Consider the following 12,877-nt stretch of genomic DNA (forward strand, 5'->3'; position numbering starts at 1 on the left):
TCAAGCAAGGGACCTAAGCCACAAATCTCGCGAAACACTCACGATGCCAGATCGCAAGTGTTGCTTCTCACATAAGGCCCGTTGCTTACGCGGCGACACCCCGCCTCACTCGGGGTGAACGAGCCACCGCTCCTTCATGTCAACGGCGACGCCAGCCATGACCTCGTGCATGTTGAGCGTACGACCGCCGTCCGCGCGCGAGCAGAGCCACTGGACCTGAAGCCCGTCCGATATCGCAACGAGGCGGCGCGCGATCTGCTCACTCGGAGCGTCCTCACGTACCTCGCCCGTGGTCTTGCCATGCTCGAAAGCCTCAACGAGGTACGAAATAGCACCGATCAGGTGCTCGCGGAACCACGGGTGCGCCTGATGCTTCGAGTCGATGACGGCCGCCGACATCGCCGTGTAGAGCGCCACGCCGTCGGGATGGCGCTGGTTGTGTGCCACCATGTTCACCCAAGCATCCAGCGCGGCCTCGGCCCCCTCTTCGAGGCGCGGGAGTCGGCTGACGATGCGACGATCACGCTCGTCCAGGACGGCCGCGAGCAGCTGATCCTTCGACGAGTAGTGATGCAGGAGCCCCGCCTTCGAAATATCGGAGGCACGCGCGATGTCTGCAAGCGAGGTTGCCACGTAGCCCTGTGTCGAGAAAAGGGTAAGTGCCTCCGACAGGATGCGCGCCTTCTTATCCTCACTACCGGCTTTCGGACGGCCGGGCCGACGGGTGCTCGTTGCCTTAGCATCGTTGCTCATGCTGGCTGCTCCATGTTCGGTGTGACAGAGTTACCAACAACCCATCATAGCGTGCAACCGCTTAGACGCCACCGGGTATGTGAACTTCTTTCGTCGAGTCCGTATACCCGGTGCATCAATGGTGTGATTCGAGTCCTTAGTAGGCGAATCGAACCTCGAACTGCGGCTCGCCCGAAGCATCCAACTCGAGCTTGCCATCCTTGTCGGTCTTCACGGTCGCCGTCACCCGGGACGTCACGTCACGCTGTTTCTCCCAGCTCTCCATGCCCTGGATCGTGAACGTTGCCTCGCCGGTATAGACACCGCCTTCATCCGTCGTCGCCTTCATGGCCGTGGGCATCGTCTTGACCTGCAGCAGGGCCAGGGTCCGGGACTGAACCGCGCTCGGGCATCCCGTGTCGATGTTGCCCGGGACGGTCGCGCACGAGTTCGTGAGCGCAGCCGCAGCCTCGAGCGCGGCGGCAGCCATCTTGTCGTTGTAAGTGCCCTTCAGCTCGACCGTTCCACCGTAGTAGGAGCTGTCGTAACCCGTTGCCGCCTTGACCGAAATGGTCTTGGGGGCAGCGTCGATGTACTCACCCGTCTCCTCCGGGGTGAATGTGTAGACGCCCGGGTAGAGCACGATGGAGCTACTCGGGGCTTCCTTCAACGTCGCGACCGACATCTTCTCGCCGCCGATCGAGAAGTGCGTGACATTGTCTGCCTGCACATCCACACGAGAGACCATCGCATCCTGGATCTTCCAGTTCTTCAGCAGACCAAAGGTCTTCTTCGCTTCACTGACGCGGAACGAACGGGTGAAGCGTTCGCCGTCGAGGCGCATCGTCGCCGTCACCACCCGTTCCTTCGAGTGCTCCGCATCGTCCACGGTCACGTCCTCAACCTCGATGCGGGCGCTCGACGAGGCCATGACCTCGTCGGAGAGGAAACCGCGCTGATCGTTGGGCAGCCCCGGATCAACCATCGCCGTCGCAGCGCTGGCCTTGCCGTCCGCGAGCAGATCAAGATACTGGCGAACCTGCGCCTCGGGGGTGCGCGTCCAGTTGGCGATCGCCAAGGCGACGGTTGCGACAACCCCGAGCACAACAAGGGCCACAACACCGACGACGATGCGCTTGATGCGACGGCGGCTCTTCTCCGACATCGGCGTAAAGGTCACGCCCGCCTGCGGGACTGCGACAGCCGGAGCAACCACATTCTGGGGGCTCGGAGGGGGCGGAGGCGTCGGGCTCTGGGAAGGGGCCGGGGGCGGGGGCACCACACCCTGATTCGCATCGTAGTGCTGCTCAGACATCTCTCAATCCTCACTGTTGTGCGCGCCGATGGGCAGGCGCTGCGGTGCCGCTGACGAGGTTGGCCACACCGAAACCGCTAAATTTTCTCACACGGTATTTTCTTCATCAAATAAACAATTGCGGCTGCCATATGCTGGACGCTCGCGCCGCACAGGCTATCGGAGAGCACTAGAAGCGAACCGTCGTGTTCTCGGTGGCAGCTGTACCGCTTCCGTCGACAACGACGACCGTCTGAGAATCCACAGTGCCTCCGTCGCTCCGGCCCTCAGGCGTCAGGGTATAAACGCCGGGGAAAAAGTAGTACTCCTGCCAGCTCTTCGACAGTGGCTCGACGCCGGCGGAATCGCCACGTACGGAAAAACCGGGAACCCCGTTGCCCGTCACCGCCACGCGCACCAAGAGGCCATCGCGCAGGTACCATTCCACGGGATTGTCCTTCGTCGGTTTCCTGTGATAGACGCGGAATTCGTGCGTCACGCGTTCGCCATTCACGCTCATCGGTGCCTCGACCCTCGCGAATTTTTCGACGCGCCACCTGCTGGTCTTACCCTCCACCGATTCGAGGACGATACGGGAGTCGGACGCGGACAGCACGTCGTTCGTCAGGAAGCGCTTCTCGCGGTCCGATAGCGTCATCGTCTGCATCCCGAGCACCGACTCGGCGTCGCCGTCGGCAAGGTACGTCAGGTATGGGCGCACAGCATCCTCGGGATTCGTCCGAGGCATATCCACCAGGTGAACGATGCCGAACACGATCACGCCGATGATGATGGCGGCAATTACTCGAACCTTGGCATCAGCCTTGCGTTGCTGTTGCGTCATCACGAACGGCGGGCCGACGACCACCCTCCGACGGGCGTCCCTTCGACTCCCACGCGACGTGCACACATACTGACTCCCAGTGAGGCAAGACGCTGACCGACGTCAGGCGTCAACGTCAGTCTGCGCATCGACGACGGGCAGGGCCTTCGTCGGCGGAACGCAGGCGTCACCCTGCAGCGCGGGCAACGACAGTCCGGCGGTCGCCGGAATCTCCTCCGACGACTCCGCGAGCTTGCGCGCCACGCGCGACATCGGTCGAGACGAGGCCGGGGTGCCCTCAGTCAACGCGGTCATCCTGATGTACTCCAATCGTTGGTCGTCACGCCGCTTCACTTCCCCGTCTATCAACAAAGAGTCCAGCGGCCCACATCACACTAGTCTACGGAATCTGCCGAGAAATGATCCCACGCCCCGCGCAGGACCGCCCCATCCATCATCGCCTGCGGTTCCTCATCGGGCCGGCACGCTCGCACCCCGCCGACAATGCGGAAGCCGTCGGGAAGCAGTGCATCCGGCGGAAAAACGGCGATCATTCCGTGTTCCTCTCCCCCTTGCAGGACCCACCGCACGGGATCGACCGCGCAGACGCGGGCGGCGGGAGCCAGCTGGCTCGCCTCCGCCTCGATGGCATCTCGATTGAACTCGACGACAACGCCCGAGGCCTGAGCGATGCGCCCTGCATCCGTCGCTGGCCCATCCGACAGGTCCATCATGGCGCGAGCGCCCGCAGCCGCAGCGGCCACGCCGGAGCCCAGCGGAGGCCTCGGCGCACGGTAGGTCTCAATGAAGGGCGCCAGATCGCCCAGCTGCTCAACTCCTCGCGAGGAGGGATCGACGTACCCACCTTCCAGGAGATCGAGGCCGGCGTAGGAGTAGCCGAGGGTGCCGCTGACCGCGACGACATCTCCGGGGCGTGCGCCGTCACGGCGCACCACCGGGCCCGGGCAATAGCCGAAAGCCGTGATCGAAATGACGAGCTTCTCCCCCGCACTCAGATCTCCGCCGACCACACCGGCTCCAACCTCGCGCGCGCGGTCCCCCAGGCCTCGGACAACATCCAGGAAAACGTCCGCGTCCATGTCGCGCGGCGCCACCACCGAGGCAACGAGCGCCGAGGGACGTCCTCCCATCGCATCGATATCCGCGAGGTTTTGAGCGGCAACGCGGGCACCGACCTCGTAACCGGTCGACCACGACAGGTGGAAATGCTGGTCCTCCACCATGACGTCCGTCGTCACGATGAACGATCCTTCGGGAGCCGCGACCTGGGCACAGTCGTCGCCAATGCCGATCATCGTGCGCTCGCCGCGCGGGAAAGACTCGCGGAAATGAGACACCAACTGTGCCTCGGACAGCTCAGCTAACTTCATAGGAACCAGACTAGTCGCGGGCGCAGCACCGCGCCGCGAAGGCACCTCAGTGTTCGACGCCTCGCACGGTCTGGGAGGCAAAGAGGCAGGTCGCGGCCGCGCTGGCCACGTTCAGGGATTCAGCATCACCCGTCATCGGGATAGACACGAGCCCATCGCACAGGCGCATCTCGTCGCCCGACAGGCCGCGTGCCTCGTTGCCGAACACCCACGCGTGCGACTGGGACAGGCGCGAGCGGGCCGACACTACCTGCACGAGGAGATCGGAGAGACTGATCGAAGCGGCGCCGCCGCTGGTACCCAGCAGGGCCGCACTGCGGCCGTGAATCAGTGCGCGGGCGTCAGCAAAGGAAGGGACCACGCACACGGGGATGTGGAAGACGGAGCCAGCGCTCGAGCGCACGACCTTCGGGCTCGCGGCATCTACCGTGCCCGCGACGGCCACGACACCGACCGCACCGAATGCGTCGGCCGTGCGAATGATCGTGCCAACGTTGCCGGGGTCGCGCCCCTGAGCGAGCACGACGATCGTTTCGCCAACACTCGGCTCCGGTAGTTCACGCGACAGCGCATCCAGGGAGGCGACTGCGCAGATTCCCTGCGAGTCCCCCGACAGGGCCGCAGACACCTCGGCGGTCACCGGGTGCACCCAGCGCGTCGCGCGCCGGGCCACGTCCACGACGTCCGCGTGTGTCTCCCACGCGTCCTCCCTCACGTACACGTCGCGCACCGCAAACGGTCGGTGCGCGGTAAGTTCGCGTACGGCCTGAGGTCCCTCGACGAGCATGAGGCCCGAACGCGAACGCGCCGAGCGCCCGACCAGACCCGACACCCTGCGCACGCGATCGGCGCGGGGATTATCGAGAACGGTCAGGCGCTCGGCGGAAAAGCTCACCTATCAGGCCTTGGGCGCGTTGATGTCGGCGGGCAGCGCGTCCTTGGCGACCTTCACCAGGGCGTTGAACGCGTTGATGTCGCCCACGGCCAGCTCGGCCAGCATGCGACGGTCGACCTCGACGCCAGCCAGGTTCAGGCCCTGGATGAGGCGGTTGTAGGTCAGGCCCTGGGCGCGGGACGCAGCATTGATGCGCTGGATCCACAGACGACGGAAGTCGCCCTTCTTGGCCTTGCGGTCGCGGTAGGAGTAGACGAAGGAGTGAGTGACCTGCTCCTTGGCCTTGCGGTACATGCGCGAGCGCTGGCCACGGTAGCCGGAGGCCTGCTCGAGTACGGTACGACGCTTCTTCTTGGCGTTGACAGAACGCTTAACACGTGCCATTTTCTACTGTTCTCCTCTTACTCGAGCTCAGATGCCCAGCATGCGCTTGACGCGCTTGACGTCAGCGGTCTCCAGGACCTGGTCGGTCGCCAGACGGCGGGTCTTACGGCTGGACTTGTGCTCCAGCAGGTGGCGGGCGCCGGCCTGCTCGCGCATGATCTTGCCCGAGCCGGTCGTGCGGAAGCGCTTCTTAGCACCGGAATGAGTCTTGTTCTTCGGCATTTCTATTCCTTCGTTGTGAGGCGATGGGTATCGCCGTCAGTCCTGTTCGTCAGCCTTGTCGGCTGCCACTCGGGCCTGGTCCTTGCTGGCGCGCTCCGCGCGCTTGCCCCGGCGCTCAGCGCGCTCGGCCTCGCGGCGTTTGCGCTGCTCAGTCAGGGCGTCAGCCTTGCGCTTGGTGGGGGCCAGCACCATCGTCATGTTGCGCCCGTCCTGACGGGGCATCGACTCGACGGTGGCAAGGTCACCAATCTCCTCGGCGAGGCGCTGCAGGAGGCGAACGCCAGCCTCGGGGCGAGACTGCTCTCGACCGCGGAACATGATCATGACCTTGACCTTGTCGCCGGCGGACAGGAAGCGCTCAACGTGGCCCTTCTTGACGCCGAAGTCATGATCGTCGATCTTCAGTCGGAAGCGGATTTCCTTCAGCTGCGTGTTCGCCTGGTTGCGGCGAGCATCGCGGGCCTTCTGGGCGGCTTCGTACTTGTACTTGCCGTAATCCATGAGCTTTGCGACGGGCGGCTTGGCGTTCGGCGCAACCTCAACCAGGTCGAGCCCGGCCTCTTCGGCCAGACGCAGCGCGTCCTCAACTCGGACGACGCCGACCTGTTCACCTCCGGGTCCCACGAGGCGAACCTCGGGGACTCGAATACGCTCATTGATGCGAGTCTCGCTGATGAGCGGCTCCTTCCACAGAATCCTTATGCGCGAAACGAAAAGCCTCCGTTACGCGACGCGCACGGAGGCTTCCATAGGTCAACACACACGGGTGTTGACCGTCGTACCCGATCCCCTGCGCGGCGCCCCTGATGGGCGGCATCCTCTCTGTCGAGAGGCGGGTATCCAGGTGGGATTTCTCCGCTTGCGTTCCGGGCTTTCGCCCAGACGGTCGTATCAACTGTACCAGAAATGAGGAGAGGTCGCCAGATCAGCAATCATTGCGCGCCTCACGCTTTACTGGGAGCGTTCGATGCCTGTTCAGCGCAGGACGGGCGCAATCTCGACCCGGTCGGCCGAGGTGATGAGGCGAGGGTTCGCTCCCAGGGCGTTGAGGGCGGCAGACAGGGTTTCTTTCATTGCCGAGGCATCGGCCCCCTGGGCGAAAGACGCGCGGTCCACGGACACGACGACGCGCGTGAGACCGTCGCCCGCGTAGGCAATCTCAACATCGACGATGGCCGGGCACGCTGCGATGGCCTCGGCGAGCAGGAGCTCGCGCAGAGCCTCGTCGCGCCAGGCGGGCAGCCACTCATCCCCCTGCGCGAGCGCGGCCACGGCGGGGCGCGGCAGCAGCACCGCATCGGTACCCGGGTTGACGACGATGCGCCCGCCCGTCTCCACGAGGGCGGTGAGCCCGATCGTGCGGAAGTCCAGGGCCATCGGGCGGTCACCGGGGCGGTGAGCGGACAGCGCCTGCGCCGAAGAATAGATGGCGAGCGCCTCTCCCGCAGGAGTCTGAGCGTGCACGAAGTCGATCGGGTTGTGTCCGTTTTCCCCGGCGTGAACGCCCGTCGCGCGCGGGTCGGGCTCAACGTCGATGGGAACGATCACGCGCTCGAAAACGAGAGCATCGACGAGGGCCTCAAGCCGGGCCGCTCCCCCGTCGCTCCCCTGCCCCAACGCGAGCGCCCGGGCGGTCCGAGGAAGCCCCTGTCCCACGTCTGCGCGGTCGTGGCTCATCATCGACAGGCGCTGCGCCAGTCGGTTCTTCTGTTCCTCGGTGAGAGAAAGTGGCGTGGGAGTCATGAGAGTTCCTCGTATCCGGCAACGTCCAGTGCATCGGCCAGAGTGAATGCGCCCTGGTACAGGGCCTTTCCGACGATCGCGCCCTCGATGCCGAGGGCACGCAGGGCTTCGATGTCGGCCAGGGAGTTCACCCCACCCGAAGCGATGATGCATGCGGGAGTCTGGTCAGCGACGCGGGCCAACAGTTCTCGATTGGAACCGTTCATCTGACCATCACGAGTCACGTCTGTGACGACGAGGCGGGCCACCCCCGCCTCGTCCAGGACGCGCAGAGCCTCCCAGACGTTGCCGCCCTCGCCGCTTCCGCCACGCGCGGCCAGGCGATCGCCGCGCACGTCCAGGCACACGGCGACGCGCTCACCGAAAGTATCAACGGCCTCGCACACGGCGTCGATGTCATCAAGGGCTTGCGTCGCAATGTTGACTCGCTCCGGGCCCATCGCGAGCCCAGCCTCGACGGCCGCTGGGCTCGTGATGCCTCCCGACAGCTCGACGCGCACGGGAACCTCGCGGATCACCCGGGCGAGGAGCTCAGAGTTCTCGCCGCGACCAAAAGCCAAGTCCAGGTCCACGAGGTGCACCCAGCGAGCCCCGGCCTCGTCAAACGAACGGGCCACATCGATCGGGCTGCCCCAGGATCCCTCGTCGATCACCCCCGAGGACAGGCGCACGGCCTGCCCGCCCGTCACGTCGATCGCAGGCAGCAGTTCGAGGATCGTCATGATTGCTTGCGTCGCAGCCAACCGAAGGGGCCGCCGCCCTGGCAGCTGCCGTCGGCGGCCACGGAATCCTTATAGTCGGCGGGCGTCGTACGTCCCAGCAGGAGGTCCTCCGTCGCCGCGGGCATCGCACCCAGCAGCAGACCCGCGGGAATCGTCTCCTCGGGCTCACCACCCACGTAGCGCTGGGCGGAGATACGACCCGAGACACCCGGCTCCACGCCGTCACCTTCCACAAGCCAGCTCATGAGGGCGACCGCCCCGTACTTCGACAGGTTCGAGACAGCCCGGGCGACACGATCCACCGCGTCAGGCATCGGACGCTGGCCGGTCAGCAGCGTGTCGAGTTCCTCCTCGTCGGTCGGCGTCGTCTCCACACGCAGCCACACAGCGGTCCACGGCTTGAGACGCACGATCGACTCGCGCACACCCGTCAGCGCAAGCAGCGAGTGCAGCGCCTCCGGGTAAGAAATCGGGGCGAGCACGAGGGCAACCGACAGGCGACCACCCTCCAGGTGCAGGGACTCGTCAACGGGAGTGTCGTCCGGATCGAGGGACGGCAGAGAATCGCCTGCGGCGGGCGTCGATCCCAGCGATGCAACCAGCGACTGGAACTCCGCGTCAATATCGTCGTTGTGAGCGCTCACCGCTCCTCCTTATACTGTGTGTCTCTACCCAAGGATACTGTTCATCCACGCCCTCGCGCGTGATGCGCTCTCCACCAGCGAAAGGATTCACCATGAGCACACCGACGATCCCCGTGCGCGGGGAGATCAAGCTCGGCCAATTCATCAAGCTCGCATCCCTCGCGGAAGACGGCGCGCAGGCCCGCGAACTCATCCAGGCCGGCGACGTGACCGTTAACGGCGAGGTGGAGACGCGCCGCGGCCATCACCTGAGTGCCGGCGACCTCGTCGAGGTCGACGCCCCCTGGGGCAAGGCCGCTGCGATTGTCGGATCCGCCTCCTGAGCACGCCCGTCGACGATGCGAGCCGAGTCCCACCGGGACCCGGCTCGCATCATGTTAGGACGACGTGACGACGCCGCCCGCGCCGACAACTGCCTTGATGTGACTGAAGAAGGCGCTCGTCTGTTCGACGCGCAGCTTCGGATCCAGCTCGACAACCGTGGTACGCCCCGGCTCCGTCAGGTGCAGGCGCACCGGGGAGCCACCCGGGTAGGACTCTAGGACGCCGCGCAGGTCGGTGAGCAGCTCGGGCGTACACCGGGCCGCCGGCAGGCGCAGGTCGAGGGGCAGGTCCGCCCCGCCCGACAGATCCAGGAGAGTCATCGACTGGCCGTAGACGGTCATGCCCTCCTCGCGCACGTTCACCTTGCCCTCAATCTGGACGATGATGTCCTGCGCGAGGTAGGTCTGAATCGACTCGTAGGAGCGCGGGAAGAAGAGCACATCCACCGAACCCGACAGGTCCTCGATTGTCGCGATCGCCCAGGCGTTGCCCTGCTTCGTCACCTTCGTCGTGACGCCCGAGATGAGGCCCGCAATCTTCACGATTCGATCCGCCATCGCCCCGTCCGAGCCGACGACCTGCGCGATCTCGTAGTCCTGGTGGCGAGCCAGCGCCGCCTCCACGCCGCGCAGCGGGTGGTCGGAGACGTATAGACCGAGCATCTCGCGCTCGGCCGCCAGCTTCGTCTTGCGGTCGAACTCGGGCAGGTCCGGGATATCGATCGTCAGCCCCGAGCCCGTGTCTTCGTCCTCCCCCAGCGCGCCGAACAGGTCGAACTGTCCGATCGCCTCGTTACGCTTAACGTCGATGATCGCGTCCACGGCCTCGTCGCAGCGCGCGAGGAGGGCGCGGCGCGTGTGACCCATCGAGTCGAAAGCGCCGGCGCGGATGAGGGACTGGATCGTGCGCTTGTTGCACACCACCTGAGGCACCTTGTCCAGGAAGTCCTGGAACGAGGCGAAACGCCCCTTCTCGGCGCGGGTTTCCACAATCGCGTCGACGACAGGGCCGCCCACGTTCTGGATGGCGTTCAAGCCGAAGCGGATCGCCTCACCGTCAGGCGCAAAGTTACCCATCGACGCGTTCACGTCCGGGGGAAGGACCGTGATGTCCATGTGGCGGCACTCCGCCAGGTACAGGGCTCGACGATCCTTGTTGTCCTTCGTCGAGGTCAGCAGGGCTGCCATGTACTCCGTCGGGAAGTTCGCCTTGAGGAAGGCCGTCCAGTAGGAGACGAGGCCGTATGCGGCCGAGTGGGCCTTGTTGAAGGCGTAGGCGGAGAAGGGAACGACGACGTCCCACAGGGCCTTAATCGACTCCTCGGAGTAGCCGTTAGCCACCATGCCCTGGCGGAAGCCCTTGAACTGCTGGTCCAGGACCTCCTTCTTCTTCTTACCCATGGCCTTACGCAGAATGTCTGCCTGGCCGAGCGAGTAGCCCGCCAGCTTCTGGGCGATCTGCATGACCTGCTCCTGGTACACGATCAGACCGAAGGTCGTTCCCAGGATGTCCTCGAGCGGCTCCGCCAGCTCCGGGTGGATAGGCGTGATCTCCTGACGCCCGTTCTTACGCAGCGCGTAGTTCGTGTGGGAGTTCGCACCCATCGGGCCGGGACGGTACAGGGCGCCGACGGCCGAGATGTCTTCGAAGTTGTCGGGCTTCATGAGCTTGAGGAGGTCGCGCATACCACCACCATCCAGCTGGAAGACGCCGAGGGTGTCGCCTCGTCCCAGCAGCTCATAGGTCTTCTTGTCGTCGAAGGTCAGGTGGTCGAGGTCCGGGTCCGGCTTACCGTTGAGCGCAATGTTCTCAAGCGCGTCGGACACAACGGTCAGGTTACGCAGCCCCAGGAAGTCCATCTTCAGCAGGCCCAGCGTCTCGCACGTCGGATAGTCGAACTGCGTGATGATCGCGCCGTCCTGCGGGCGCTTCATGATCGGGATGATGTCGGTGAGCGTGTGGGAGCTCATGATGACCGCACACGCATGCACACCCCACTGGCGCGTCAGGCCCTCCAGGCCGAGCGCGTACTGGACGACCTCGTGCGTATCGGGGTTCTCCTCGTAGAACTTACGGAACTCCGAGGCCTCGGCGTAGCGCTTGTCCTTCTCGTCGAAGATGCCGTGGACCGTGATGTCCTTGCCCATGATCGCCGGGGGCAGCGCCTTGGTGAGCTGCTCACCGACCTTGAAGTCCTTGCCGAGGATGCGCGCGGAGTCCTTCAGAGCCTGCTTGGTCTTAATCGTGCCGTACGTGACGACCTGGCTGATGCGGTCCTCGCCGTACTTGCGCTTGACGTAGGCGATGACCTCGTCGCGCCTACGTTCGTCGAAGTCGACGTCGAAGTCGGGCATCGAGATTCGCTCGGGGTTGAGGAATCGCTCGAAAATCAGGCCGTGCTCGAGGGGGTTGAGCTCGGTGATCTTCAGGGCGTAGGCAACCATCGAGCCCGCGCCCGAGCCACGGCCCGGTCCCACACGGATCCCCTGGGACTTCGCCCAGTTGATGTAGTCGGCGACCGTGAGGAAGTAGCCGGGGAAGCCCATCTTGATGATGACGTCTTCCTCGTACTGGGCCTGCTTGCGCACGTCGTCCGGAATGCCATTCGGGAAGCGATCGCGCAGGCCTCGCTCAACCTCCTTGATGAACCAGGAGGTCTTGTCTTCACCCTCGGGGACCGGGAAGTCGGGCATGTAGTTGGCGCCCTCCTTCGTGGTCGTGAAGTGCACGTCGCAGCGCTCGGCGATCTCGAGGGTTGAGTCGCAGGCGCCGGGCAGCTCGCTCCACAGCGCACGCATCTCGTCCGAGGAGCGGATGTAGTAGCCGTCGCCATCGAACTTGAATCGGTCGGGGTCGTTGATGCGCGAGCCCGAGTTGATGCACAGGAGTGCGTCCTGGATCTTGCGGTCCTCGCGCTTGACGTAGTGCGCGTCGTTGGTCGCCACGAGGGGCGCGTTCATGAGCTTAGCGATCTCGAGGACCTGTTGGTGGGTGCGCCGCTCGATGTCGATACCGTGGTCCATGACCTCGACGTAGAAGTTCTCCGCCCCGAAAATATCGCGCAGCTCCGCGGCCTCAGCCACGGCCTCGTCCCACTGCCCCAGGCGCAGACGCGTCTGCACGGCACCCGAGGGGCAGCCCGTGAACACGATGAGGCCCTCGTGGAACTGGCTGAGCAGCTCCTTGTCGGCACGCGGCCACTTGCCGAACTGGCCGTCCGTCGAGGCGTAGGACCCCAGACGGAAAAGGTTGTGCATGCCCGTCGTGTTGTAGGCGACGAGGGTCAGGTGGTTGTAGGAGCCACCGGCGCTCACGTCGTCGGCACGCTGCCACGGCTCGCCCCACAGGACCTTCTGGCGATCGAAGCGCGAGGTCCCCGGAGTCACGTACGCCTCAAGGCCGATGATCGGCTTGACGCCCGCGTTCTTGCAGTTCGTGTAGAAGTCGAAGGCGCCGAAGAGATAACCGTGATCCGTCAGGCCGATCGCGGGCTGCCCGAGACGGGCGGCCTCCTCCGCCATCGCTTTCGTCTTCGCCGCTCCGTCGAGCATCGAATACTCGGAGTGGTTGTGGAGGTGCACGAAGGAATCAGCCATGCGTCGATTCTACTGTCCGAGGCCCGCGCACCCACGCTGAACTCCCCGAGCGGTGCGGTCGTTCATCTCACGGCGTGACGGCCGCGACGAGACCGGGGCCGGGAAGC

The 12,877-nt window shown here is 65.0% G+C and carries 14 protein-coding genes; 1 reads left to right on the forward strand and 13 read right to left on the reverse strand.

Going from position 1 to position 12,877, the window contains the following annotated elements:
- Positions 1–105 precede the first annotated feature (105 nt).
- The 12 genes from ACTODO_RS07070 to ACTODO_RS07125 form a co-directional block, all read right to left on the reverse strand.
- Positions 106–753: a TetR/AcrR family transcriptional regulator gene (locus ACTODO_RS07070; protein WP_003792659.1), complete on the reverse strand. Its 648-nt coding sequence runs from the start codon at positions 751–753 to the stop codon at positions 106–108.
- A gap of 136 nt (positions 754–889) precedes the next feature.
- Positions 890–2,047: a hypothetical protein gene (locus tag ACTODO_RS07075; protein WP_244262537.1), complete on the reverse strand. Its 1,158-nt coding sequence runs from the start codon at positions 2,045–2,047 to the stop codon at positions 890–892.
- A 169-nt stretch (positions 2,048–2,216) separates the two neighbouring features.
- Complete coding sequence (locus ACTODO_RS07080) at positions 2,217–2,870, reverse strand: hypothetical protein (RefSeq protein WP_003792661.1); 654 nt, start codon at positions 2,868–2,870, stop codon at positions 2,217–2,219.
- A gap of 102 nt (positions 2,871–2,972) precedes the next feature.
- Positions 2,973–3,164: a hypothetical protein gene (locus ACTODO_RS07085; protein WP_196773367.1), complete on the reverse strand. Its 192-nt coding sequence runs from the start codon at positions 3,162–3,164 to the stop codon at positions 2,973–2,975.
- An 80-nt stretch (positions 3,165–3,244) separates the two neighbouring features.
- Complete coding sequence (gene thiL / locus ACTODO_RS07090) at positions 3,245–4,240, reverse strand: thiamine-phosphate kinase (RefSeq protein ID WP_003792663.1); 996 nt, start codon at positions 4,238–4,240, stop codon at positions 3,245–3,247.
- A 46-nt stretch (positions 4,241–4,286) separates the two neighbouring features.
- On the reverse strand, positions 4,287–5,135 hold the full coding sequence (locus tag ACTODO_RS07095; protein ID WP_034512281.1) for a TrmH family RNA methyltransferase: 849 nt from the start codon (positions 5,133–5,135) through the stop codon (positions 4,287–4,289).
- 3 nt (positions 5,136–5,138) lie between these two features.
- On the reverse strand, positions 5,139–5,519 hold the full coding sequence (rplT, locus tag ACTODO_RS07100) for a 50S ribosomal protein L20 (RefSeq protein WP_003792666.1): 381 nt from the start codon (positions 5,517–5,519) through the stop codon (positions 5,139–5,141).
- Positions 5,520–5,546: 27 nt separating this feature from the next.
- Positions 5,547–5,741: a 50S ribosomal protein L35 gene (rpmI, locus tag ACTODO_RS07105; protein WP_003792667.1), complete on the reverse strand. Its 195-nt coding sequence runs from the start codon at positions 5,739–5,741 to the stop codon at positions 5,547–5,549.
- 36 nt (positions 5,742–5,777) lie between these two features.
- On the reverse strand, positions 5,778–6,443 hold the full coding sequence (infC, locus tag ACTODO_RS07110; protein WP_081445781.1) for a translation initiation factor IF-3: 666 nt from the start codon (positions 6,441–6,443) through the stop codon (positions 5,778–5,780).
- A gap of 273 nt (positions 6,444–6,716) precedes the next feature.
- On the reverse strand, positions 6,717–7,484 hold the full coding sequence (locus ACTODO_RS07115) for an SseB family protein (RefSeq protein WP_003792669.1): 768 nt from the start codon (positions 7,482–7,484) through the stop codon (positions 6,717–6,719).
- A complete protein-coding gene (locus ACTODO_RS07120; protein ID WP_003792670.1) occupies positions 7,481–8,206 on the reverse strand; it encodes a HisA/HisF-related TIM barrel protein in 726 nt (241 codons plus the stop codon). Before ACTODO_RS07120 ends, ACTODO_RS07115 begins: the two co-directional genes overlap by 4 nt.
- Positions 8,203–8,850 (reverse strand): hypothetical protein, encoded by a 648-nt coding sequence (locus ACTODO_RS07125; RefSeq protein WP_003792672.1) that lies wholly within the window; start codon positions 8,848–8,850, stop codon positions 8,203–8,205. Before ACTODO_RS07125 ends, ACTODO_RS07120 begins: the two co-directional genes overlap by 4 nt.
- 92 nt (positions 8,851–8,942) lie before the next feature.
- On the opposite strand from ACTODO_RS07125, the gene ACTODO_RS07130 reads away from it, so the two are divergent.
- Positions 8,943–9,173: an RNA-binding S4 domain-containing protein gene (locus tag ACTODO_RS07130; protein WP_003792673.1), complete on the forward strand. Its 231-nt coding sequence runs from the start codon at positions 8,943–8,945 to the stop codon at positions 9,171–9,173.
- 54 nt (positions 9,174–9,227) lie between these two features.
- Here the strand turns inward: ACTODO_RS07130 and dnaE are convergent, their stop codons facing one another.
- The gene (dnaE, locus tag ACTODO_RS07135; protein ID WP_003792674.1) at positions 9,228–12,770 is read right to left on the reverse strand and encodes a DNA polymerase III subunit alpha; all 3,543 of its coding nucleotides are present in this window, start codon (positions 12,768–12,770) and stop codon (positions 9,228–9,230) included.
- Positions 12,771–12,877 lie beyond the last annotated feature (107 nt).

Source organism: Schaalia dentiphila ATCC 17982 (genome assembly GCF_000154225.1).
Lineage (GTDB): Bacteria > Actinomycetota > Actinomycetes > Actinomycetales > Actinomycetaceae > Pauljensenia > Pauljensenia dentiphila.

Bases quoted from the DNA above. Each gene is read 5' to 3' on its own strand.
- ACTODO_RS07070 (WP_003792659.1), bottom strand. From the start codon at position 753: ATGAGCAACGATGCTAAGGCAACGAGCACCCGTCGGCCCGGCCGTCCG.
- ACTODO_RS07075 (WP_244262537.1), bottom strand. From the start codon at position 2,047: ATGTCTGAGCAGCACTACGATGCGAATCAGGGTGTGGTGCCCCCGCCC.
- ACTODO_RS07080 (WP_003792661.1), bottom strand. From the start codon at position 2,870: ATGACGCAACAGCAACGCAAGGCTGATGCCAAGGTTCGAGTAATTGCC.
- ACTODO_RS07085 (WP_196773367.1), bottom strand. From the start codon at position 3,164: ATGACCGCGTTGACTGAGGGCACCCCGGCCTCGTCTCGACCGATGTCG.
- thiL (WP_003792663.1), bottom strand. From the start codon at position 4,240: ATGAAGTTAGCTGAGCTGTCCGAGGCACAGTTGGTGTCTCATTTCCGC.
- rplT (WP_003792666.1), bottom strand. From the start codon at position 5,519: ATGGCACGTGTTAAGCGTTCTGTCAACGCCAAGAAGAAGCGTCGTACC.
- rpmI (WP_003792667.1), bottom strand. From the start codon at position 5,741: ATGCCGAAGAACAAGACTCATTCCGGTGCTAAGAAGCGCTTCCGCACG.
- ACTODO_RS07115 (WP_003792669.1), bottom strand. From the start codon at position 7,484: ATGACTCCCACGCCACTTTCTCTCACCGAGGAACAGAAGAACCGACTG.
- ACTODO_RS07120 (WP_003792670.1), bottom strand. From the start codon at position 8,206: ATGACGATCCTCGAACTGCTGCCTGCGATCGACGTGACGGGCGGGCAG.
- ACTODO_RS07130 (WP_003792673.1), top strand. From the start codon at position 8,943: ATGAGCACACCGACGATCCCCGTGCGCGGGGAGATCAAGCTCGGCCAA.
- dnaE (WP_003792674.1), bottom strand. From the start codon at position 12,770: ATGGCTGATTCCTTCGTGCACCTCCACAACCACTCCGAGTATTCGATG.